Origin of the sequence: Neorhizobium sp. IRS_2294 (assembly GCF_050500145.1) — a bacterium.
GTDB lineage: Bacteria > Pseudomonadota > Alphaproteobacteria > Rhizobiales > Rhizobiaceae > Neorhizobium > Neorhizobium soli.
In genome coordinates, this window is the sequence record NZ_CP191440.1 from 1,098,745 (window position 1) to 1,118,062 (window position 19,318).

At 59.6% G+C, this 19,318-nt stretch carries 20 protein-coding genes; 19 read left to right on the forward strand and 1 reads right to left on the reverse strand.

The window, feature by feature from the left end:
• Positions 1 to 59 precede the first annotated feature (59 nt).
• The 4 genes from ACQY1K_RS22205 (at position 60) to ACQY1K_RS22220 (ending at position 4,649) form a co-directional block, all read left to right on the forward strand.
• Positions 60 to 362, forward strand: coding sequence for a hypothetical protein (locus tag ACQY1K_RS22205; protein ID WP_430259520.1), 303 nt, complete (start codon positions 60 to 62; stop codon positions 360 to 362).
• A gap of 21 nt (positions 363 to 383) precedes the next feature.
• Positions 384 to 1,522, forward strand: a protein-coding gene (locus ACQY1K_RS22210) for an IS3 family transposase (protein WP_430257338.1) whose coding sequence is annotated in 2 segments (ribosomal slippage) — positions 384 to 651 and positions 651 to 1,522 — 1,140 coding nt in all. Because the reading frame shifts where the segments join, the coding sequence is not laid out codon by codon here.
• 349 nt (positions 1,523 to 1,871) lie between these two features.
• Positions 1,872 to 2,858, forward strand: a complete 987-nt coding sequence (locus tag ACQY1K_RS22215) for a GlxA family transcriptional regulator (protein WP_430259522.1) — start codon at positions 1,872 to 1,874, stop codon at positions 2,856 to 2,858.
• A 66-nt stretch (positions 2,859 to 2,924) separates the two neighbouring features.
• Positions 2,925 to 4,649 carry a putative bifunctional diguanylate cyclase/phosphodiesterase gene (locus ACQY1K_RS22220; protein WP_430259524.1) on the forward strand — a complete coding sequence of 575 codons (1,725 nt, stop codon included), beginning with the start codon at positions 2,925 to 2,927 and terminating at the stop codon, positions 4,647 to 4,649.
• Positions 4,650 to 5,040: 391 nt separating this feature from the next.
• Here ACQY1K_RS22220 and ACQY1K_RS22225 read toward each other — a convergent pair whose 3' ends face one another.
• Positions 5,041 to 5,940 (reverse strand): LysR family transcriptional regulator, encoded by a 900-nt coding sequence (locus ACQY1K_RS22225; RefSeq protein WP_430259526.1) that lies wholly within the window; start codon positions 5,938 to 5,940, stop codon positions 5,041 to 5,043.
• A gap of 108 nt (positions 5,941 to 6,048) precedes the next feature.
• Between ACQY1K_RS22225 and ACQY1K_RS22230 the strand changes: the two genes are divergently transcribed.
• The 15 genes from ACQY1K_RS22230 to ACQY1K_RS22300 all read left to right on the forward strand — a co-directional run bounded on the left by ACQY1K_RS22230 (position 6,049) and on the right by ACQY1K_RS22300 (position 19,318).
• Positions 6,049 to 6,681 carry an HD domain-containing protein gene (locus ACQY1K_RS22230; protein ID WP_430259528.1) on the forward strand — a complete coding sequence of 211 codons (633 nt, stop codon included), beginning with the start codon at positions 6,049 to 6,051 and terminating at the stop codon, positions 6,679 to 6,681.
• Between the two features lie 36 nt (positions 6,682 to 6,717).
• A complete protein-coding gene (locus tag ACQY1K_RS22235; RefSeq protein WP_430259530.1) occupies positions 6,718 to 7,404 on the forward strand; it encodes an amino acid ABC transporter permease in 687 nt (228 codons plus the stop codon).
• 1 nt (position 7,405) lies between these two features.
• A complete protein-coding gene (locus ACQY1K_RS22240; protein WP_430259532.1) occupies positions 7,406 to 8,062 on the forward strand; it encodes an amino acid ABC transporter permease in 657 nt (218 codons plus the stop codon).
• 71 nt (positions 8,063 to 8,133) lie between these two features.
• Positions 8,134 to 8,919: a transporter substrate-binding domain-containing protein gene (locus ACQY1K_RS22245; protein ID WP_430259534.1), complete on the forward strand. Its 786-nt coding sequence runs from the start codon at positions 8,134 to 8,136 to the stop codon at positions 8,917 to 8,919.
• Between the two features lie 61 nt (positions 8,920 to 8,980).
• Positions 8,981 to 9,712 (forward strand): amino acid ABC transporter ATP-binding protein, encoded by a 732-nt coding sequence (locus ACQY1K_RS22250; protein WP_430259536.1) that lies wholly within the window; start codon positions 8,981 to 8,983, stop codon positions 9,710 to 9,712.
• Between the two features lie 60 nt (positions 9,713 to 9,772).
• Positions 9,773 to 10,654 carry an NAD(P)-dependent oxidoreductase gene (locus ACQY1K_RS22255; RefSeq protein WP_430259538.1) on the forward strand — a complete coding sequence of 294 codons (882 nt, stop codon included), beginning with the start codon at positions 9,773 to 9,775 and terminating at the stop codon, positions 10,652 to 10,654.
• Between the two features lie 13 nt (positions 10,655 to 10,667).
• Positions 10,668 to 11,009, forward strand: coding sequence for a hypothetical protein (locus ACQY1K_RS22260; RefSeq protein WP_430259540.1), 342 nt, complete (start codon positions 10,668 to 10,670; stop codon positions 11,007 to 11,009).
• A 5-nt stretch (positions 11,010 to 11,014) separates the two neighbouring features.
• Positions 11,015 to 11,782, forward strand: coding sequence for an SDR family oxidoreductase (locus ACQY1K_RS22265; protein ID WP_430259542.1), 768 nt, complete (start codon positions 11,015 to 11,017; stop codon positions 11,780 to 11,782).
• Positions 11,757 to 12,296, forward strand: coding sequence for a gluconokinase (locus ACQY1K_RS22270; protein ID WP_430260629.1), 540 nt, complete (start codon positions 11,757 to 11,759; stop codon positions 12,294 to 12,296). The genes ACQY1K_RS22265 and ACQY1K_RS22270 overlap by 26 nt, the downstream gene beginning before the upstream one ends.
• 28 nt (positions 12,297 to 12,324) lie before the next feature.
• Entirely contained in the window at positions 12,325 to 13,272 is a 948-nt protein-coding gene (locus ACQY1K_RS22275) for a 2-hydroxyacid dehydrogenase (protein ID WP_430259544.1), read from the forward strand.
• 10 nt (positions 13,273 to 13,282) lie between these two features.
• Positions 13,283 to 14,314 carry an L-idonate 5-dehydrogenase gene (locus ACQY1K_RS22280; protein ID WP_430259546.1) on the forward strand — a complete coding sequence of 344 codons (1,032 nt, stop codon included), beginning with the start codon at positions 13,283 to 13,285 and terminating at the stop codon, positions 14,312 to 14,314.
• Positions 14,315 to 14,843: 529 nt separating this feature from the next.
• Positions 14,844 to 16,454, forward strand: coding sequence for an ABC transporter substrate-binding protein (locus ACQY1K_RS22285; RefSeq protein ID WP_430259548.1), 1,611 nt, complete (start codon positions 14,844 to 14,846; stop codon positions 16,452 to 16,454).
• Positions 16,451 to 17,482 carry an ABC transporter permease gene (locus ACQY1K_RS22290; protein WP_430259550.1) on the forward strand — a complete coding sequence of 344 codons (1,032 nt, stop codon included), beginning with the start codon at positions 16,451 to 16,453 and terminating at the stop codon, positions 17,480 to 17,482. The genes ACQY1K_RS22285 and ACQY1K_RS22290 overlap by 4 nt, the downstream gene beginning before the upstream one ends.
• Positions 17,479 to 18,321 (forward strand): ABC transporter permease, encoded by an 843-nt coding sequence (locus tag ACQY1K_RS22295; protein WP_430259552.1) that lies wholly within the window; start codon positions 17,479 to 17,481, stop codon positions 18,319 to 18,321. Before ACQY1K_RS22290 ends, ACQY1K_RS22295 begins: the two co-directional genes overlap by 4 nt.
• Entirely contained in the window at positions 18,287 to 19,318 is a 1,032-nt protein-coding gene (locus ACQY1K_RS22300; RefSeq protein WP_430259554.1) for an ABC transporter ATP-binding protein, read from the forward strand. The genes ACQY1K_RS22295 and ACQY1K_RS22300 overlap by 35 nt, the downstream gene beginning before the upstream one ends.

The following is a 19,318-nucleotide window of genomic DNA, read 5'->3' on the forward strand; positions in this document are numbered from 1 at the left end:
CCGACCGCAATGTGGTTCGTCTAGTCTTCTGTCGCGATTTCTGAGCTGGAGGAAGCTTCATGGCGGACGAGGACAAACGACACGGAATGGAAGAAGTGCCCCGGCAACGGCCGGACGTCAACGATTGGCCTAAGGGCGTCCGAAAAATCGGGATGGATGAACTGGATTGTCTGGGGATTGACAAGCACGGCGGGTTTTATTGGCAAGGAAAGCAAGTCAACGTCAAACATATTGTCTTAACTTTCGGGCAAAAGATGTACGCGTTGGTCGGGATAACGGCGGCCGCATTGGTGGCCATGAGAGGTGGCTCGGGAAATCTGCACAGCGGGGATAAGTGGAATTTCTGCCTGACTTCGGCTTAGATGCCAGGAACAGGAGATACCATGACGAGACGACCGCGCCGGAACCATAGCCCGGCTTTCAAGGCAAAAGTGGCGCTCGCCGCCATTCGAGGCGAGCAGACGCTGGTGGAACTGTCCCAGCAGTTCGACGTGCACGCCAACCAGATCAAGCAGTGGAAAGACCAGCTCCTTGAGGGAGCGACAGGCGTTTTCGGCGATGAAGCGAAGGCGGAACCGGCGGGTCCAACCGTCGATGTCAAAACGCTGCACGCCAAGATCGGGGAGCTGACGCTGGAGAATGATTTTTTAGCCGGAGCGCTCGGCAAGGCGGGATTGCTGAGCGGAAAGAAATGATCGACCGCGAGCATAAGCTATCCGTCGTGCGCCAGGCGAAGCTTCTCGGCTTCAGCCGTGGCAGCGTCTATTATTCGCCGCGTCCGGTGTCTGACGGCGATCTGGCTCTGATGCGCCGGATCGACGAGTTGCATCTCGACTACCCATTTGCCGGAAGTCGGATGTTGCAAGGGCTCTTGAGGGGAGAAGGGCTGGAGACTGGGCGGCTGCACGTCGCCACGCTGATGAAGAAGATGGGCATCGAGGCGATCTACCGTCGCCCGAACACTTCGAAACCGGCTCCCGGTCACAAAATCTATCCGTATCTCCTCCGCAAGCTGGCGGTCACCCGCCCCAACCAGGTCTGGGCGATGGACCTGACCTACATCCCCATGGCGCGGGGCTTCGTCTATCTTTGCGCGGTCGTCGACTGGTTCAGTCGGAGGGTTTTGTCGTGGCGGCTGTCGATCACGATGGAAGCAGCCTTCTGTATCGAAGCGGTCGAGGAAGCGCTTGCCCGCTACGGAAAGCCGGACATCTTCAACACCGATCAGGGCTCGCAGTTTACCTCCGTCGACTTCACGGCGGTGCTGAAAAAGGCTGAGATTGCCATCTCGATGGATGGCAAGGGTGCGTGGCGGGACAACGTCTTCGTCGAGCGGCTCTGGCGTTCGATCAAATACGAGGAAGTCTACCTCCACGCCTATAAAACAGTGTCCGAGGCCCGCGCTGGCATCCGCCGCTATCTGACCTTTTACAATAGCCGACGCCCACATTCATCCCTTGACCGGAGGACGCCGGATCAGGCCTACTTCAACGCGCTGGCACCAATGATGGTGGCGGCATAATCGAGGTGGAAATCCACTTAGCGAAACGCCCGAAACTGTTCAGACAAACCGAGCCAGCTCTCTGTGATATCGTTCCATACTCGCCACAGCCGGGCCACACAGACCGGAGCTGGGTTGAGGTTGGCGAAGCGCGCCGAGATCAAGCGTGATTATGTACACGTCCAGAACGCGCATGTAGCGTTCGACGACCTCAACGACGTAATCCGAAATCCGACCCATGCGGGTGGCCACCGTAAGTTTTGTGGAAGGCCCAGCCCACCTTTGCAAACGCATTTTAGGCAGTCCTCTGCGCATCCCTTCGTGCAGACATATGCGGACTGATTTCGAACCTGGAGGCGATGGAATTCCCATGCGGATCGTTATCTTCGTGCCAGCGGACGTGCATTCCCTGGAGCTAGCCGGGCTCATGGACGTGTTCGCGGAGGCGAACACCCGCGTGGACACACCACTCTACGAGGTCACGATCGTGGCTGAAGGCGATCGCACGATCCGCTGCGCATCAGGGCTCAGGGTGCTGCCCGATTGCGCTTTCGATAAATACCCCGGTCATCCGGACACCATACTCGTGGCCGGGAGCGTCGGAGCTCCGCATGGCTTGAGCAGGCAGGTCGTCGACTGGCTGATCGCCATGACCTCGCAAGCGCGGCGATACGGCTCCGTATGCACAGGAGCATTTATACTCGGCGAGGCTGGCCTGCTCAAAGGCCGCCGTGTCACGACGCACTGGCAGTTTGCCGCTCTCCTTGCCCAGCGCTTCCCCGAGGCGCGTGTCGAAGGCGACCGGGTCTTTCTACGCGACGGCAGAATGATCACCTCGGCCGGATCGAGCGCGGCCATCGATCTTGGCCTCTCCCTCGTCGAGGAGGATTCTGGCCGCGAGATGGCACTCGACGTTGCCCGCCGGCTCGTCGTGTTCCTGAAGCGACCCGGTGATCAATCTCAGTTCAGCGTGCATTTGGCGGCGCAGGCGGTGGACCGTAGCCGTCTACATGTCGTCCAGCAATATGTCCTGAATCACCCAGCGGAAGACCTTTCGGTCACAGCACTGGCAAAAATAGCGGCGATGAGCGCGCGGAACTTCAACCGTGTTTTTTCTCAAGAAGTTGGCATATCGCCATCGGACTACGTCGATCTAACGCGGATCGATGTGTCCCGCTTTCTCTTGGAGGGGAGCCGGCTCTCGATCGCATCGATCACCGAGAGAAGTGGCTTTGGATCGGCACGTGCAATGCGGCGTGCCTTTATTTCTCATGTTGGCGTGGCGCCATCCGACTACCGCGATCGCTTCCGTACGTCCGGCGACGGAGCAAGAGGCAGTTTGTCCGAAAACGGCTGATGATTGTCTCAAGACTGCCTAATCTGTGGGTTGATCCGTCTGGTGTTCGGCATCCATGCTCCCGTCATGGAAGAATTCGAAAATACGCTATCGGACCTTTTAACGCGCGTGTCCGTGATGAGCGACGACACACATCCTAGCTCTGATGCGATCCTTAAAATCCTTCCGACACTAGTCGAGGAATTAACGGAAGGGATCGCGATCGGCCGGCGTTCAGGCGCAAATACTCCGCTATTCTACGTGAACAAAGCCTTCGAGCGTTTAACAGGCTACCCTCGCAACGAGGTCATCGGAAAGGATTGCCGCTACCTTCAAGGCAACGAGCGCGACCAGCAGGAGATTGCTCGTATTCGCAAAGGGATCGAGGCTGCGGAGCCCGTCGATGCGACGCTGCGCAACTATCGCAAGGACGGAACACCGTTCTGGAACAGTCTCAGTCTAAGGCCTGTCCAAGTGGGAAAGGAGCTTTTCTACGTCGGTATAGTGCGCGACGTCTCGGAAATCCGCCAAGCCCACAGCGCTCTAGATCGTCTCGCCAACCTGGACGGCACCACAGGATGCCTGAACCGTCAGTCCTTTCTCGTTGCAGCTGAGGAACGTTTTTCGCCGCATTCAGATTTGACAGTTCTCGTTGTTAAACTGGATATAGTCGACTTTCACGACCTCAACACCGGATACGGTTTCGAAGTCGGGGATGCCGTTCTTTGTGAGGCCGGACGACGGCTACGGGAGGTGGGCGCTTCGCTTGTGTCCCGGATGGGCGCGAACGAGTTTGCTTTAGCGTTCGAGCTTCCGGATGAAATGGACGTAGACGCAACAGTTGCGTCGGTATCCGCCTCGCTTGCTGCAGAGTTTGCGGTGGCAGGCGCCAGGGTCTTCCTACGGTTTGCAATCGGCTATGCGATTGGCAAGCCCGTAAGCAGCACCATTTCGCTGATAAGGAACGCCGGCACCGCACTTTGGGCAGCCAAGTCCGACCCTCTCGCTGGTCCGCGCCGGTTTCGGGACGAGGACGACGAGCAGGCGCGCCGTCGTTTACGAATGACGCGCGAATTGAAGGTCGCGGTTGCGAATGACGAATTCGTCTATCACTTTCAGCCTCAAGTGGACCTCCTCACAGGTCAGTGGGTGGGCGCCGAAGCATTGATCCGTTGGAACCATCCGCTGTTCGGCACTCAGCTTCCTGGCAATTTCATCGAGACCGCGGAGCGGTCGGGTCTGCTGCTCGATCTTACCGAGAAAAACCTGACGACCGGTGCGGCATTCGCCCGGCAGATAAACGCCCAGCGCGACAAGCCACTGCGTTTCTCGGTGAATGTGTCAGCTGGAGAGTTCCTGCGGCATGACATGGCCGATATGCTGGAGCGTGTTCTGCGTGCAACCAGCGTCGACCCGGCATGGCTTACCCTTGAGATCACGGAAAGCATGTTCCTCGGCGATACGCCCGGCGTGATGGACGCGTTCCAGCGACTGCGACTGATCGGGGTAGGGCTTTCGGTCGACGACTTCGGTACTGGTTACTCGAACCTACGCTCTCTCGAGACTTTCCCGGTGACAGAGATCAAGATAGATCGAACCTTTATCAGCGAACTTACGACGAGGCCTTCGAGAAGGGTAATCGTCCAGGCCGTCATCGACCTCGGACGGGCTCTGGGCTTGACGGTAATTGCGGAGGGTGTGGAGACTGAGGACCAGCGCACAACGCTCGCTGACATGGGTTGTCAGGTTGGACAAGGCTATCTGTTCGGGCGCCCTAGCGATGCTGAAACTTTTGCAGGCGGCCTGACATGAAGTACGATTGAGAAAGGTTGCAGCGGGCCGCGAGTTTATCTTTAGCCCGAAGTTGACCGTTAGTCATTGACGCTGCACGCGATCAGGTCCTGATCGCTTTTGCCTCATTAGGTGGCAGCTTGCTGTAAAGATGCCCTGCGGCAGTCGAGAACGGGTTCAGGGAGCCTTTGTTTTAAGAGCAGATCCGGTGGCTCTTCCAAGCCAATCAAGGAAAACAGACACTTATTTGACTTACTCAAAGTGGGGCGCTGGTTTGAATCCCATCAAGGCGAAAAGCACATCAAGGGACAAGTGGTAATCGGTAACTCTCGCGGGACGAAAAGCAGTCGTCCCGAGAATCCGTGGTGCAATCACGAACGCAGCGATCACTCGAGCCGGCGACGGTGCATCGTCACCCACAGAACGCGACGTCTACACTCACCTTGCGGATCATCTGCGAGACTTGCGGTAAAGCCCGCACGACCGCGCCCTTGTTGGTGCCGATGAACACGTCCTGCATCGGGAGGCGGGACTGAGTTCGCAGCACATTCACTGTTCCTGCTTTCAGCTGCATATGGAGAAGTCTGCCTGGCAGGATGCTGATGCCGGTGCCGGCCTCAACCAGGTTGAGGATGGCTCCTAGGCTGTTGCAGACGTTCAGTCGAAGGCCAAGCTCGCGATTGCCGCTCAAGGCATTGGTCGTCAAGGTGTGGAGATTGGACGGGGCGGGTGTCGAGAATATCCGCTGTCGGAGAAGCATCGCATCGGAGACGAATTCGCGCGGGATATCGAGTTTGGGGCTGGCGAACCACTCCACCGTCTGACGGCCGAGCAGCTCCAGCGCAACATTATCATGTTCGGGCGGTGTCGACAGGACTGCGATATCGAGGAGCCCTTCGGAGAGCTGTCGGGCGAGATTATGGCTGGTGTCGACGGTTGCCGCTACGCGCGTCTCCGCGAAGCGGCCATCGAGTTCCTCCAGCAATGCTGGCAGACAGACAACGGCGAAACTGTCCATCACGCCAACTCTGAGCGTCGGAAGCCGGGTGTTTCGCGTCTTGATATTGGATTCGATATCCCGGGCAATGCCGATCATCGCCTCGGCGTAATGCTTGAGAGCCTCGCCTTCGCTGGTCAGCTGCAACTGGCGCTTCTGCCTGATGAACAGAGGCACGCCGAGTTGTTCCTCCAACTCCTTGATCCGATATGACACGGTCGGCTGAGTGATGCTCAACTTGTCCGCCGCAGCATTAAAGCTGCGCAATTGCGAGGCCCAATAGAACGCCTCGACCGCCGAAAAGCTGAGAGCCATGTCAACCTATAGAAAAATTCGATCGATACCTGGCAATATCCTAATTGGATTTTGAATTCAATCGCTCATAAGCTCACTCAATAAGCACTTCAGTTAGGTGGTCAAAAAATGTACAAAACCATTTCCCGCGCGGATATCCTCGAAGATCTGCCAGAGATTGCGGATATCCAGTCTGCCGAACTGCGCGAAAAGGTTATCGACGCTTGGGTGTTCGCTCTCGAGCGTTCGTCGTTCGATCGCGTCACCGACATTCAAGGCGAGGGCAGCCCGAACATCTTTTCCCTGAAGCGAGGCACTCAGGATGCGCATCTGCGTGGCGTCACCCGCCTTGCACTTTCGATCTACGAGGAGTTCAAGGCAACCTACCCTGAGGCCAAGGTCGACCGCGACATCATTCTCGCCGGCGGACTTTGCCACGACATCGGCAAGACCTGGGAGTTCGACCCGGTCAAGCTGAAGCGTTCCGCCGAACGTGGCGACCGCTACGGTGATCCGACTTACCGCCATTCCGCCTATGGTGCGCATGTCTGCCTGTCCGTCGGCCTGCCCGACGAAATCGGTCACATTTGCATGGGCCACGCCATGGAATTCGGCCAGATCGGCCATAGCACCGAATGCTTCATCATCCGGCAGGCCGACCACACTTGGTGGCTCGTTGCAGCCGCGCTCGATCTCTGCCACCCCGACACGATCGCGCAAGCGGGGAAAAATATCCGCGTCCGGGCGCTCGGGACTGAGTAAAGACTGGAACTGTAAAGCGCGAACGCCGAGGTTAATATGGATTACACCTTCCAATTCGGCCCACTGGCAAACTACCTACCGCAGTTCATCAGTGGCTTTTGGCTGACGATGCTGCTGGCGTTCGTGGGTATTTTCGGGGGCATCGCGCTGGGCGTCGCTTGCGCCGTCGCCTCTACTTTGCCGAGCTTTCTGCCGCGCTTCCTCGTGCGATGCTACGTGGAGGCGATGCGCAACACGCCGCTTTTGGTGCAGATCTTCGTGATCTTTTTCGGACTTCCGAATATTGGCGTGCGAATGTCGCCGCTGACCTCGGTCTTCATCGCGCTGGTTCTGAACAACGGCGGCTATATCGCCGAGATCGTCCGCGGCGGTATTCAGTCGACGCATCGTAGTCAGGTGGAGGCAGCTGAAAGCCTCGGGATGACCTATTTCCAGACGCTTCGCTTCGTCATCCTGCCGCCGGCGCTCGAGAAAGTGTTTACGCCCGTCGTGTCGCAATGCGTGCTGCTCATGCTGTCCACCAGCCTCGTTTCGGCGATTGGTGTCGAAGATCTGACGGGTGCCGCGATGATCGCCAGCTCGGAAACGTTCCGCACGATGGAGGTCTATCTCGTGATTGCCGGCGTCTATGTCCTGATGAATTTCGTCTTCCGCGCCATCCTGAACCTTGCCGGGTTGCTGATTTTTCGCCGCTCGCGCCGCAATCTTTTCCGGGGGATCTGACATGCGTACATTTGGCTCGCCGGAATTCTTCTTCATCTTTTATGCACTCCGCTGGACACTAACGCTGACCGCGATCGCATTCGTTGGTGGGGGCATAGTCGGTATCGCGCTCGCCGTGATGCGCATTTCGTCTTTAAAGGCGCTCCGCATAGCGACGTCCGCCTATATGCAGTTCATCCAGGGACTACCGCTGCTGATCCTGATGTTCATCTGTTACTACGCCCCGTCGCTTTTCGGTGTCGAAGTCAGCGCCATCACAGCTGCCGCCGTGGCACTGACCATCAACTCAAGCGCCTTTCTCGGCGCCATATGGGAAAGCGCGTTGAGGGCTATTCCGAAGGCGCAATGGGAAAGCGCCGATGCCCTGGCACTGCATCCCTTCAAGGTTCTTCGCTTTGTGATTGCACCGCAGGCGATCCGCTTGGCAATGCCTTCGACCGTCGGCTTTCTGGTGCAGATCATCAAACAAACATCGATCGCCTCGATCATCGGCTTTGTCGAAATTACCCGAGCCGGCCAGCTCGTCAGCAACGCGACGTTCGAGCCGCTGAAATCCTTCCTGGCTGTGGCTTTGTTCTATTTCGCGGTGTGTTTCCCCCTTACCCAGATCAGCCTTTGGCTTGAGAGCCGCGCCGCGAAGCGCGGGGCCAGTGCCTAAGCCAACCCATCATCAACGACACAAAGAAGGTCGCTGATCATAACCGGAAGTCAAAACTGAGAGGATACAACATGCGCCTGAAATCCCTAATCATGCCCCTGATCGGTCTCGCGATCGCTCTGGGCGCAACCGCGGCCTCCGCCGCCTCTCTCGAAGACATCATCGCCCGCAAGAAGGTCTTGATCGGTGTCGATCTTTCTGTCCCGCCCTTCGGCACCACCAATGCGGAGATGCAGCCTGATGGTCTCGACGTCGATGTCGCCAAGCTGCTCGCCAAGGATCTCGGCGTCCAGCTGGAACTGGTGCCGGTCACCGGTCAGACCCGCATTCCGTCGCTGCAGACCGGAAAAGTCGATTTTGTCGTCGCAAGCTTCGGCATCTATACCGAGCGAGCACTGTCGGTTGCTTTCTCCAACCCCTATGGCGGTCACAAGTCGGTCATCATCGCCCCGAAGGGCACCGAGATCAAAAGCCTGGCAGACCTGAAGGGCAAGAAGGTCGGCGTGCCGCGCGGAACCGCGCATGAGAAGGTGCTGTCGGCGGCCAATATTCCAGGAATGGAGCTGATCCGCTTCGACGATGACAGCACGACGCTGAACGCGCTTGTCGCCGGTCAGGTGGATGCGATCGGGACCGTCAACTATATTGGCGCGCAGCTGCAGCAGCGCTATCCCGACAAGTTTGAGGAAAAGACGACCTATCTGCAGAGCTTCTATGGTGTAGGCCTGCGCCGCAACGATCCGGACCTCCTGCACTGGATTAACACGGTTCTTTTCGTCCACAAGCAGAGCGGCGAACTCGGCCAGATCTACGAGAAGTGGATGAAGACGCCGATGCCCGAACTGCCCTCCTTCTGAGCCCAATGGTCGCAGAGGGCAGCATATGTGGCTGCCCTCGCATTCCCATCGTGAGGTGAACATGTCTGTCGTAATCGCAAATGATATCCGCAAGAGCTTTGGCCCGCTCGAAGTGCTCAAGGGCGTCTCTCTGAATGTCGAGGCCGGTGAGGTTATTGCGCTGATCGGGCGGAGCGGCTCGGGAAAGAGCACGTTCCTGCGTTGTCTCAACGGATTGGAGATGGTCGATAGCGGCCGTATCCAGATCGCCGGCCACGCCATGTCGCGAAAACCAGCCGCCTTACGAGAACTCCGGCGCGACGTCGGCATCGTTTTCCAAAGCTACAATCTCTTCCCGCATCTGACGGCAGGCGAGAACATCATGCTTGCTCCCATGCAGGTGAAGGGTCAGAGCAAGGCGGCCGCCCGGGACGAAGCGCAGCGATGCCTTTCCATGGTTGGACTTGGAGATCGTTTCGACGCCTATCCGGACATGTTATCTGGCGGCCAGCAGCAGCGCGTCGCAATCGCCCGGTCGCTTGCCATGCGCCCAAAGGTTCTGCTGTTCGACGAAGTGACGTCGGCTCTCGATCCGGAACTGACCGGCGAGGTACTTGCTGTCATTGAGGATCTTGCCCGCCAAGGCATGACCATGCTGCTCGTCACCCACGAAATGGGTTTCGCGCGCCGGGTCGCCAACCGGACAATTTTCATGAAGGACGGCATCATCCACGAAGAGGGGCCTTCCGCAGAATTTTTTACCAATCCCAGAACGCCCGAGCTGCAAGCCTTTCTCAGATCAGAGATCGGCTGACCGCCCATAACTCGTTTTGGCTATCACATTGAGCCCCCGGTCGGGAGGAGAGGAACAGCTGTGTCAAAAAAACGGAAAATCGCACTGATCGGTTGCGGCGTCATGGGTCACGCAATCGGCTCACGCCTCCTGAAAACCGGCCATGCCGTCATCGCCTTTGACGTGGATACCACAAAGGTGGCGCAGATGACCGCCCAAGGCGCGGAGGCAGCCTCTACCGCTTCTGACGCCGCGTCACGATCCGACGCCGTTGTTCTCAGCCTCAACTCCGCAGCGATCGTCCGCGAAGCTGCATTTGGTCCCACCGGCGTCGTTAAAGGCGCTGCGGCCGGAACGGTCGTCATCGACATGTCGTCGATCGACCCGATCCTGACCAGGCAATTCAGTGCGGACGCCGCGACGGCCGGCCTGAAGTGGCTGGATTGCCCGCTGTCCGGCGGGGCGCCAAAAGCTTACGAAGGCAAATTGACGGTCATGGCCGGTGGTAACCCTGCCGATTTTACTGAGGCAAAGCCGATCCTTGACGACCTTTGCCAGAACCTGACCCTGATGGGCCCAAGCGGCGCTGGCCAGACGACCAAGCTGATCAATCAGGTCCTGTGCGCGCTCAATTTCGTCGCGGTGGCCGAAGCGACCAAACTGGCAATCGATTCGGGTGTCGATGCACAGAGGATTCCTGCGGCGCTGAGCGGCGGTCGCGCCGACAGTGCGATCCTGCAAGAGTTCATGGGCAAGATGGCGCGCAACGACTACTCGCCGACCGGCCGTATTGACAACATGGTCAAGGATCTTTCCGCGGCGCGGTCGCTGGCGGTCCACACAGGGACTGCAATGCCCATGACGTCGCTCTGCATGGAGATCCATCGGCTGATGGTGTCGGCAGGCCTCGGCGCGGCGGACAACGCCGCACTGATGAAGTTTTACGATGGCCCGAAGGGCTGAGAGGAGAAATACAATGCTGATACGCTACGCAGAGTTCGTTGGGACGATCAAAACCGGCAAGCAGGAGGAATTCTACCATTTCGTAGAGACCACACTGACGCCGCTATGGACAAAATTTGACGGCGCGGTGAGCGTTTCCGTCTGCCGCGAGCTCGAACGCGACGAGGGTGCGCCCTCCATGCCTCTGCTTCTGGCCATCACCTATCCGGACAAAGTGGCGCTCGAGCGCGCCATGGCCTGCGATGCACGCTTCCAGTCGCGCGAACAGACACAGCACCTGCTGACCATGTTCGACGGCAAGGTCTATCACCGCGTCACGAGTGCCGCGAGCCACGACCTTGTGGCGCAGGTTTGAGCGCGATGACGTTTCCGCTTTTTGACCTTACCGGTCTGCGGGCGCTCGTTACGGGTTCGTCGCAGGGGATCGGGCTCGCGCTGGCGCGCGGTCTCGCCGAGCACGGCGCCGAGGTGGTGCTGAATGGGCGCGATCGCGCCAAGCTGGATGTTGCCGTCCGCGAGCTGACTGACACTGGCGCCCGCGTTTTAGCCAGTGATTTCGATGTGACGGATGCCGACGCGGTCAAGCGCGGCGTCGATGCGATCGAAAGCGTTGTCGGTCCGATCGATATCTTGATCAACAATGCTGGCATGCAGTTCCGCAGTCCGTTGGAAGAGTTCCCGGTGGATCGCTGGGAGCAGTTGTTGAAGACCAACATTTCCAGCGCGTTTTACGTCGGGCAGGCGGTCGCCAAGCACATGATCGCCCGCGGTCGCGGCAAGATCGTCAACATAGCCTCGGTGCAGAGCGAACTCGCTCGCCCCGGGATCGCGCCCTATACGGCGACCAAGGGCGCGGTGAAAAACCTGACGCGCGGTATGGCGACCGACTGGGCGAAATACGGCCTGCAGATCAACGCGCTGGCGCCCGGCTATTTCAAGACGCCACTCAATCAGGCGCTGGTCGATAATCCGGAATTCACTGCCTGGCTGGAAAAGCGCACGCCTGCCGGCCGCTGGGGCGATGTCGAGGAGCTCGTCGGTGCGGCAGTCTTCCTGTCGTCCAGGGCTTCATCCTTTGTGAATGGACACACGCTCTATGTCGATGGCGGCATCACAATCAGCCTCTGATACGGGGGCAGGCGTCGGAGCCGTCGTGGTCATGGGCGTCTCCGGCTGCGGCAAGTCCTCGGTGGGGGACGGTCTAGCCCGCCGCATCGGCGCCAATTTCATCGAAGGTGACAGCCTTCATCCTGCGGCGAATGCCGAGAAGATGCGGGCAGGCATGGCCTTGGATGACGCCGATCGCGGGCCCTGGCTCGATGCACTTGGCCAAACGCTCGGTGGCGACAGCAATGTCGTCGTCTCCTGTTCAGCCCTGAAGCGGACGTATCGCGATCGGCTTCGGGCGCTGGCCGGCAGGCCTCTGGTCTTCGTCTATCTGCATGGCGGCCGCGAGGTGCTGGCCGCACGAATGGCAGAGCGCTGTCACGACTACATGCCGTTATCGCTGCTCGACAGCCAGCTCGCGACGCTTGATCCTCCCTACGGCGAGGACCGGGTGGTCACGATCGAGATAAATCAACCGCTGGAGGCGATCGTCGTTTCGGCGCTCGAATATCTGGCGTCATCAAACGGTCCTTAGGCCAAGTTCAAAACAGATGGAGGAAACAATGAGCAAGCCAAACATCCTGATGATCGGACCCTATCCCGAATGGGATATGGTCGAGTTGGAAGCGCAGTTTGAAATACACAAGCTTTACGAGGCTTCCGATCGCGACGCTTTTCTGGCGCAGTATGGCGCCGATATCAGCGGCATCGCTACTCGCGGCGAGCTTGGCGCCTCGGCCGAACTGATCGGACAGCTGCCAAAGCTGGAAGTAATTTCGGTCTATGGCGTCGGCTACGATGCAGTCAATCTGGATGCGGCCCGCGCTCGCGGCATCCGCGTCACCAATACGCCGGATGTCCTCACCAATGACGTCGCCGATCTCGGCGTTGCCATGATGCTGGTCCAGTCACGCGGCATCATCGGCGCGGAAACCTGGGTCAAGGACGGGAGCTGGTCGGCGGAGGGCCTCTACCCGCTGAAGCGTCGCGTCTGGGGTCGCAGGGCCGGCATTCTCGGCCTCGGCCGTATTGGCTTCGAGGTCGCCAAGCGCCTCAAGGGCTTCGACATGGACATCGCCTATAGCGATGTTTCGGCCAGGGACTTCGCAAAGGACATGACCTTCATCGCCGATCCGGTGGAACTGGCCAAGCATTCCGACTTCCTGTTCGTGACACTCGCGGCGTCGGCTGTGACCCGCCACGTTGTGTCGAAGACCGTGATTGAAGCGCTCGGCCCGGAGGGCATGTTGATTAACATCTCGCGTGCTTCTAATATCGACGAGGACGCTCTTCTCGACGCCTTGGAAAGCGGTAAGCTCGGCTCGGCGGCACTCGACGTGTTTGAGGGCGAGCCGAAGCTCAACCCGCGCTTCCTGGCGCTCGACAATGTTTTGGTGCAGCCGCATCATGCCTCGGGCACGATCGAAACCCGCAAGGCGATGGGCAAACTGGTGCGCGACAATCTCGCGGCGCATTTTGCAGGTGTCGCTCTTCTGACCCCGGTATTGTGAGGAAATCGCCGTGAAAGCTGTCGTCATCCACGCTGCCAAAGATCTTAGGATCGAGGAACGCGAAGTCGAGGCCTTGCGGCCGGGACAGGTTGAGGTCGCGATCGAAGCCGGCGGCATCTGCGGCTCCGACCTGCACTATTACCAACACGGTGGGTTCGGAACGATCCGTGTGCGCGAGCCGATGATCCTTGGCCATGAAGTGGCCGGCACGATAAAGGCGCTGGGCGAGGGCGTATCCGGCCTCGCCGTCGGCGACCGGGTCGCGGTCTCGCCGTCTCGGCCCTGCAATGCCTGCGAATACTGCCTCAAGGGCCAGCAGAACCATTGCCTGAATATGCGCTTCTATGGCTCGGCCATGCCCATGCCGCATATTCAGGGTGCTTTCCGCCAGCGTCTCGTGGCCGAAAGCTATCAGTGCCACAAGGTAGCCGAGGGCGTCTCGATCAACGAGGCGGCAATGGCCGAGCCTTTCGCGGTGACGCTGCATGCGGTCAGTCGCGCCGGCGCACTCACCGACAAACGGGTCCTGGTGACCGGCTGCGGCCCGATTGGGGCGCTCGCGATTATCGCTGCCCGCGCCCATGGCGCCCGCGAGATCGTCGTGACCGACGTGATGGATACGGTGTTGAACAAGGCGCTGGAGATCGGTGCCGACCGGGTCATCAATGTCGCAAACAACCCCGAGGGACTGTCGGCTTATTCCGCTAACAAAGGTCATTTCGACGTTCAGTTCGAGGCTTCGGGCAATGAACGCGCTGTGCGATCCGGTCTCGAAGTATTACGCCCGCGCTCAACATTGGTGCAACTCGGCCTCGGCGGCGATGTCTCCATTCCTCAGAACATGGTCGTTTCAAAGGAAATTGAGATGAAGGGCACGTTCCGCTTCCATGAGGAATTCGGCCTGGCCGTTGCACTCATCAACAAGCGCCGTGTTGATCTGAAACCGCTTCTGACCGGAACCTTCCCACTAGAGGATGCCATCACCGCATTTCAAACAGCCGGCGACCGCAGCAAGTCGATGAAGGTTCAGCTGTCGTTCTGACTCTGTACGGCACCCGTCATCGCCGTGCACTTTTGTTGTTTAATGCATTGGTAGGTCGCGGTTTTTCCCGGAGTAGGCTGTAAACAATGACAGGGTCGCCAGTTCGTCTCTGTTCAAGGCGTCTAGGCAGCCCGGCTTCTGGGCGGACGGTAGTTCGCATCAACACGGAGTCGGGTCGTTGCCCAGCATTAATCTGTCACTGTGGACCGAGTTGTAGTCGTACAGACGTTTGAGGATTAAGAACGTGAGCAACTCACCCAGATCTCGTGCTCCGTACTCCACTGTCTTTCGTGGGCTCTAGCGCCTGTCGTCCCGAGGCGCTGACGTAAGTGGTGATCGTTTAGGCAGGGCCCGCACAATCGGTGAACACGCTGCCCAATCCCTGTTCAAAATACTCTCATGATATAACTATTTTGCAAAATAGAATTCCATAATTTACATTTTTGTTGACTCTGCAGCCCGTCCGTCAGCAGATTGTCATGTCGGCATACCTTCCCCGCCCCGGGTCGCTCCAGAAGGACAATGAAACATGACGAACTTCCTCTTCCATCCCAGCAGACGCCAGTTTCTGGCCGGCCTCGCAATCGGTTCGGCTCTTCCCTTCACGCCCGCCTGGGCGCAGGCCAAGCCCAAGTCGGGCGGCACGCTGACGATCGTCAGCTGGCCGGCGCCCACGCATCTCAATGCGGCGATCACGACGGCTGGACCAGAGACGCTGATCAGCGGAAAGTTTTATGAAGGCCTGGTCGATTATGCCGAGGGCATGAAGCCGGTTCCGCAGCTGGCCGAATCCTGGGACATCGCACCGGATGGCCTGACCATCACCTTCAATCTGCGCAAGGGTGTCAACTGGCACGACGGCAAGCCGTTCACCTCGAAGGACGTCGCCATGTCGGTGATGGAAATCCTCAAGGTGCATCATGGCCGCGGCCGCTCCACCTTCGCCAATCTCACCGAAGTGCAGACGCCGGACGAGCATACCGCCATCTTCAAGCTGACCAAGCCGCAGCCGGCCCTGATGAAGGCGCTCAACGCGTCGGAATCGCCGATCATGCCGGCCCATATCTATGGCGGCACCGATATCATGGCCAACCCGGCCAATACCGCCCCGGTCGGCACCGGCCCGTTCAAGCTGTCGCAATATACGCGCGGCGAAAGCGTCGTCATGGACCGCAACCCGAGCCATTGGGACAATGGCCGGCCCTATCTCGACCGTCTGGTGATCCGTTACGTCGCCGACGGCGCAACCCGTGCTGCCATGCTGGAATCGGGTGAAGCCGATCTCGTTGCCTCGAGCCTCATCCCGCCGCTCGAGATCATCCGGCTCGGGCAGACCGACGGTTTCGAGGTCACCGATCACGGCTACGAGATTTCCTCGTCCATGCATCTTCTCGATTTCAACACCCGCCATCCGATCCTGTCGAATCTGAAGGTGCGGCAGGCAATCACCCATTGCATCGACTTCGCCTGGATCACGGAAAACATCTGGTTCGGCTTCGGCAATGCCGGTACCGGCCCGATCCATCACGACCAGCGCGACTTCTACACGACGGAAAACGTGCCGAGCTATCCGGTCGACCTGAAAAAGGCCGGCGCGATGCTGGATGAGGCCGGTTATCCGAAGAAGGATGGCGGCATTCGTTTCAAGCTGACCATCGATGCGCTCAACTATGGCGAAGAGCCGTTGCGCACCTCCGAATATATCCGCGAGCAGCTTCGCCAGGTCGGCATCGATCTGACGGTTCGTTCGACGGATTCCGGCGGCTTCGTCAAGCGCGTCTATACCGACCGCGATTTCGACATGAGCACCTTTACCGGCAGCGCCGGTGCCGACCCGACGATCGGTGTCCATCGTTTCTACTGGTCGAAGAACATCAAGCAGGGCGTCGCCTTCTCCAACGGTTCCGGTTATTCCAATCCGGAGGTCGATGCCCTTCTCGAAGCAGCCCAGATCGAAATGGATCCGGTCAAGCGCAAGCAGCTTTATGCCGATTTCCAGCGCAAGATCATGGAAGACGTGCCGACACTGCCTTTGTGCTCGACCTCGCGCGTGACCATTGCCAACAAGAAGGTCAAGGATCACACGGTTGGCGCCGTCGGCCCGTTCGGCACATTCTCACAGGTCTGGCTCGACGCATGAGTGCGGCCGTTTCACCGGCGGGGAGGAAGCGCGGCTTCCTCTCACGCATCCTGAGCCCCGTGGCCCTGCGCTTTCTGGCGCGGCGCCTCAGCCAGGCCTTCATCGTCATGTTCCTGGTGGTGATCGCCAATTTCATCATCATCCATTCCGCCCCCGGCGATATGGTGGACGTGCTGGCCGGCAATTCCGACATGACGGCCGAGCAAATGGCCGATCTGCGTGTCCGTTACGGTCTCGATCAGCCGCTTGTCGTGCAGCTTGGCCATTATCTCGGGCAGCTGCTGACTTTTGATCTGGGCTATTCCTTCCGCAATTCGGCGCCGGTCCTCGACATCATCCTCTCGCGCCTGCCGACCACGGCGACGCTGGTCGTGCTGTCGGTGGTCATCTCGCTCACCTGCGGCACCATTCTCGGCGTCATCGCCGCCCGTAACGCCGGCCGCGCCACCGATGCGATCATCTCCACGGCCGCTCTGATCTTCTATGCTACGCCATCCTTCATCGTGGCGATCTCGCTGATCCTGATCTTCTCGGTCAAGCTCGGCTGGCTTCCGGTCGCGGGGTTGTCGTCGGTCGGCAGCAAGCTGACGGGGTTTGCCTATATCCGCGATCTCGCCGCCCATCTGGTGATGCCGGTCGCCGCACTCTGTACGTTCTACATCGCCATCTACGGCCGGCTGGCGCGCGCCACCATGCTCGAAGTGATGGGCCAGGATTTCGTCCGCACCGCCCGCGCCAAGGGCATGGACGAACGCAAGGTCATCTACGGCCACGCATTGCGCAACGCGCTTCTGCCGCTCGTCACCATGGCGGGTCTGCAGGTCAGCTCGCTGATCGGCGGCGCGGTTCTGGTCGAGACGGTGTTCGGTCTGCCGGGCATGGGGCGAACCGCCTTCGATGCCGTTTTCGAACGGGACACGGCGCTTCTTCTCGGCGTGATGTTCGTCAGCTCGCTGTCGGTCGTGGTCGTCAGCCTCGTCGTCGATCTCCTTTATGTGCTTCTCGATCCACGGGTTGAATTGAAATGAAAGCTCCCGCCGGAAAACTGAAACGGTTCCTCTGTCATCCGAGCGGGATCGTCGGCAGCATCATTCTGCTTGCCGTCTTCCTGAGCGCCATCCTTGCCGGTGTGTTCTTTCCAGACGGCCCTTGGCGGATGGTGGCGCGGCCGATGTTGTGGCCGGGTCAGAACCCGAACCACCTGCTCGGCACGGACGGCATGGGCAGAAGCATCGCCGCCGGCCTGATGCATGGCGCGCGCATGTCGATCCTGGTGGGCATGAGTGCTGCGGTCGTCTCCGTCGTCGTCGGTTCGCTGGTCGGCTCGCTCGCCGGTTATTACGGCGGCCTGATCGACGATATCCTGATGCGTCTCACCGATGCGGTGCAGACCATCCCGTCCTTCCTCGCCGCGATCGTCATCGTCGGTGTCATCGGCCCGTCGCTGACGACGATCGTCGTGTCGATCAGCGTCGTCTCCTGGCCGATGATCGCCCGGCTGGTGCGTGCCGAATTTCTCAAGCTGCGCGGCCAGGACTTTGTTCTCGCCTGCCGGATCATGGGCATGGGCGATGCGCGCATTATGTTGACGCAGATCCTGCCAAACTGTCTGAGCCCGATCGTCGTGGCGGCCTCGGTTCTGGTCGCCACCGCGATCATCGTCGAGGCAGGACTTTCCTTTCTCGGGCTCGGCGATCCGAACATGATGAGCTGGGGCGCCATTATCGGCGGCGGCAGGTCGGCGCTTCGCACCGCCTGGTACATTACCGTCATTCCGTCCGCCGCCGTCGTCCTCACCGTGCTTGGGCTCAATCTGATGGGAGATGCTCTGAATGACGTCCTCAACCCTCGTCTCCGGGCGCGCTGACATGCAGACGTCCCAGGGACAGAAACAGGCGCTGCTCAAGGTCTCCGACCTTTACATTTCGGCTGCCGCCGACGTGCCGCTGATCGAAGGCCTGTCCTTCGAGGTCGGCGCCGGGGAAACGCTTGCGATCGTCGGCGAATCCGGCTGCGGCAAGTCGCTGACCTCGCTTGCCATCATGGGGCTTCTGCCGGACCAGCTCGGCAAGCATACGACCGGCCGGATCGAATTCGAAGGCAAGGTGCTGACCGAAATGCCGGCGCGTGCCCTGCAGTCGATCCGCGGCAACCGGATGGCGATGATCTTCCAGGAGCCATTGACGGCGCTCAACCCGGTCATGACCGTCGGCGCGCAGATCATCGAGGTGCTGCGCAAGCATCGCGGCATGTCCAAATCGGAAGCGCGGGCAAAAACCATCAGCCTGCTCGAACAGGTCCGTATTCCCGACCCCGAGACGCGGCTCGACGAATATCCGCACCGGCTGTCCGGCGGCATGCGCCAGCGCGTGACGATCGCCATGGCGATGGCCTGCGAACCGTCGCTGATCATTGCCGACGAACCGACGACGGCGCTCGACGTGACGGTGCAGGCGCAGATCCTCGATCTGTTGCGCGAAATCCGTGAACAGTCGGGCCAGAGCCTGGTGATGATCACCCATGATCTCGGCGTCGTGCGCCGTGTCGCCGAGCGCATGGTCGTCATGTATGCGGGCGTGGTGGTGGAATCCGGTCCCGTTGCCGACATCATGCATGCGCCGCGCCACCCCTATACGGCGGGACTGATCGCCGCGCGGCCGTCCGGCAGTTTCAAGACCGATGGCAAGCCGCTCAACGACATTCCCGGTGCGGTTCCAGCACCCACCGCGCGGCCGAAGGGCTGTCTGTTTTCGCCGCGCTGCACCTTTGCCACCGATGTCTGCCGCGAAACGCGTCCGGCACTGACCGAAACAGATGACGGCCGCGCCTATCGCTGCTTCCATCCCATAACGAAAGTGGCCTGA

Coding starts and splice junctions, on each gene's coding strand:
- ACQY1K_RS22265 (WP_430259542.1), top strand. CDS start 11,015: ATGACGTTTCCGCTTTTTGACCTTACCGGTCTGCGGGCGCTCGTTACG.
- ACQY1K_RS22205 (WP_430259520.1), top strand. CDS start 60: ATGGCGGACGAGGACAAACGACACGGAATGGAAGAAGTGCCCCGGCAA.
- ACQY1K_RS22230 (WP_430259528.1), top strand. CDS start 6,049: ATGTACAAAACCATTTCCCGCGCGGATATCCTCGAAGATCTGCCAGAG.
- ACQY1K_RS22270 (WP_430260629.1), top strand. CDS start 11,757: ATGGCGGCATCACAATCAGCCTCTGATACGGGGGCAGGCGTCGGAGCC.
- ACQY1K_RS22300 (WP_430259554.1), top strand. CDS start 18,287: ATGACGTCCTCAACCCTCGTCTCCGGGCGCGCTGACATGCAGACGTCC.
- ACQY1K_RS22275 (WP_430259544.1), top strand. CDS start 12,325: ATGAGCAAGCCAAACATCCTGATGATCGGACCCTATCCCGAATGGGAT.
- ACQY1K_RS22295 (WP_430259552.1), top strand. CDS start 17,479: ATGAAAGCTCCCGCCGGAAAACTGAAACGGTTCCTCTGTCATCCGAGC.
- ACQY1K_RS22235 (WP_430259530.1), top strand. CDS start 6,718: ATGGATTACACCTTCCAATTCGGCCCACTGGCAAACTACCTACCGCAG.
- ACQY1K_RS22225 (WP_430259526.1), bottom strand. CDS start 5,940: ATGGCTCTCAGCTTTTCGGCGGTCGAGGCGTTCTATTGGGCCTCGCAA.
- ACQY1K_RS22220 (WP_430259524.1), top strand. CDS start 2,925: ATGGAAGAATTCGAAAATACGCTATCGGACCTTTTAACGCGCGTGTCC.
- ACQY1K_RS22245 (WP_430259534.1), top strand. CDS start 8,134: ATGCGCCTGAAATCCCTAATCATGCCCCTGATCGGTCTCGCGATCGCT.
- ACQY1K_RS22285 (WP_430259548.1), top strand. CDS start 14,844: ATGACGAACTTCCTCTTCCATCCCAGCAGACGCCAGTTTCTGGCCGGC.
- ACQY1K_RS22260 (WP_430259540.1), top strand. CDS start 10,668: ATGCTGATACGCTACGCAGAGTTCGTTGGGACGATCAAAACCGGCAAG.
- ACQY1K_RS22250 (WP_430259536.1), top strand. CDS start 8,981: ATGTCTGTCGTAATCGCAAATGATATCCGCAAGAGCTTTGGCCCGCTC.
- ACQY1K_RS22215 (WP_430259522.1), top strand. CDS start 1,872: ATGCGGATCGTTATCTTCGTGCCAGCGGACGTGCATTCCCTGGAGCTA.
- ACQY1K_RS22240 (WP_430259532.1), top strand. CDS start 7,406: ATGCGTACATTTGGCTCGCCGGAATTCTTCTTCATCTTTTATGCACTC.
- ACQY1K_RS22290 (WP_430259550.1), top strand. CDS start 16,451: ATGAGTGCGGCCGTTTCACCGGCGGGGAGGAAGCGCGGCTTCCTCTCA.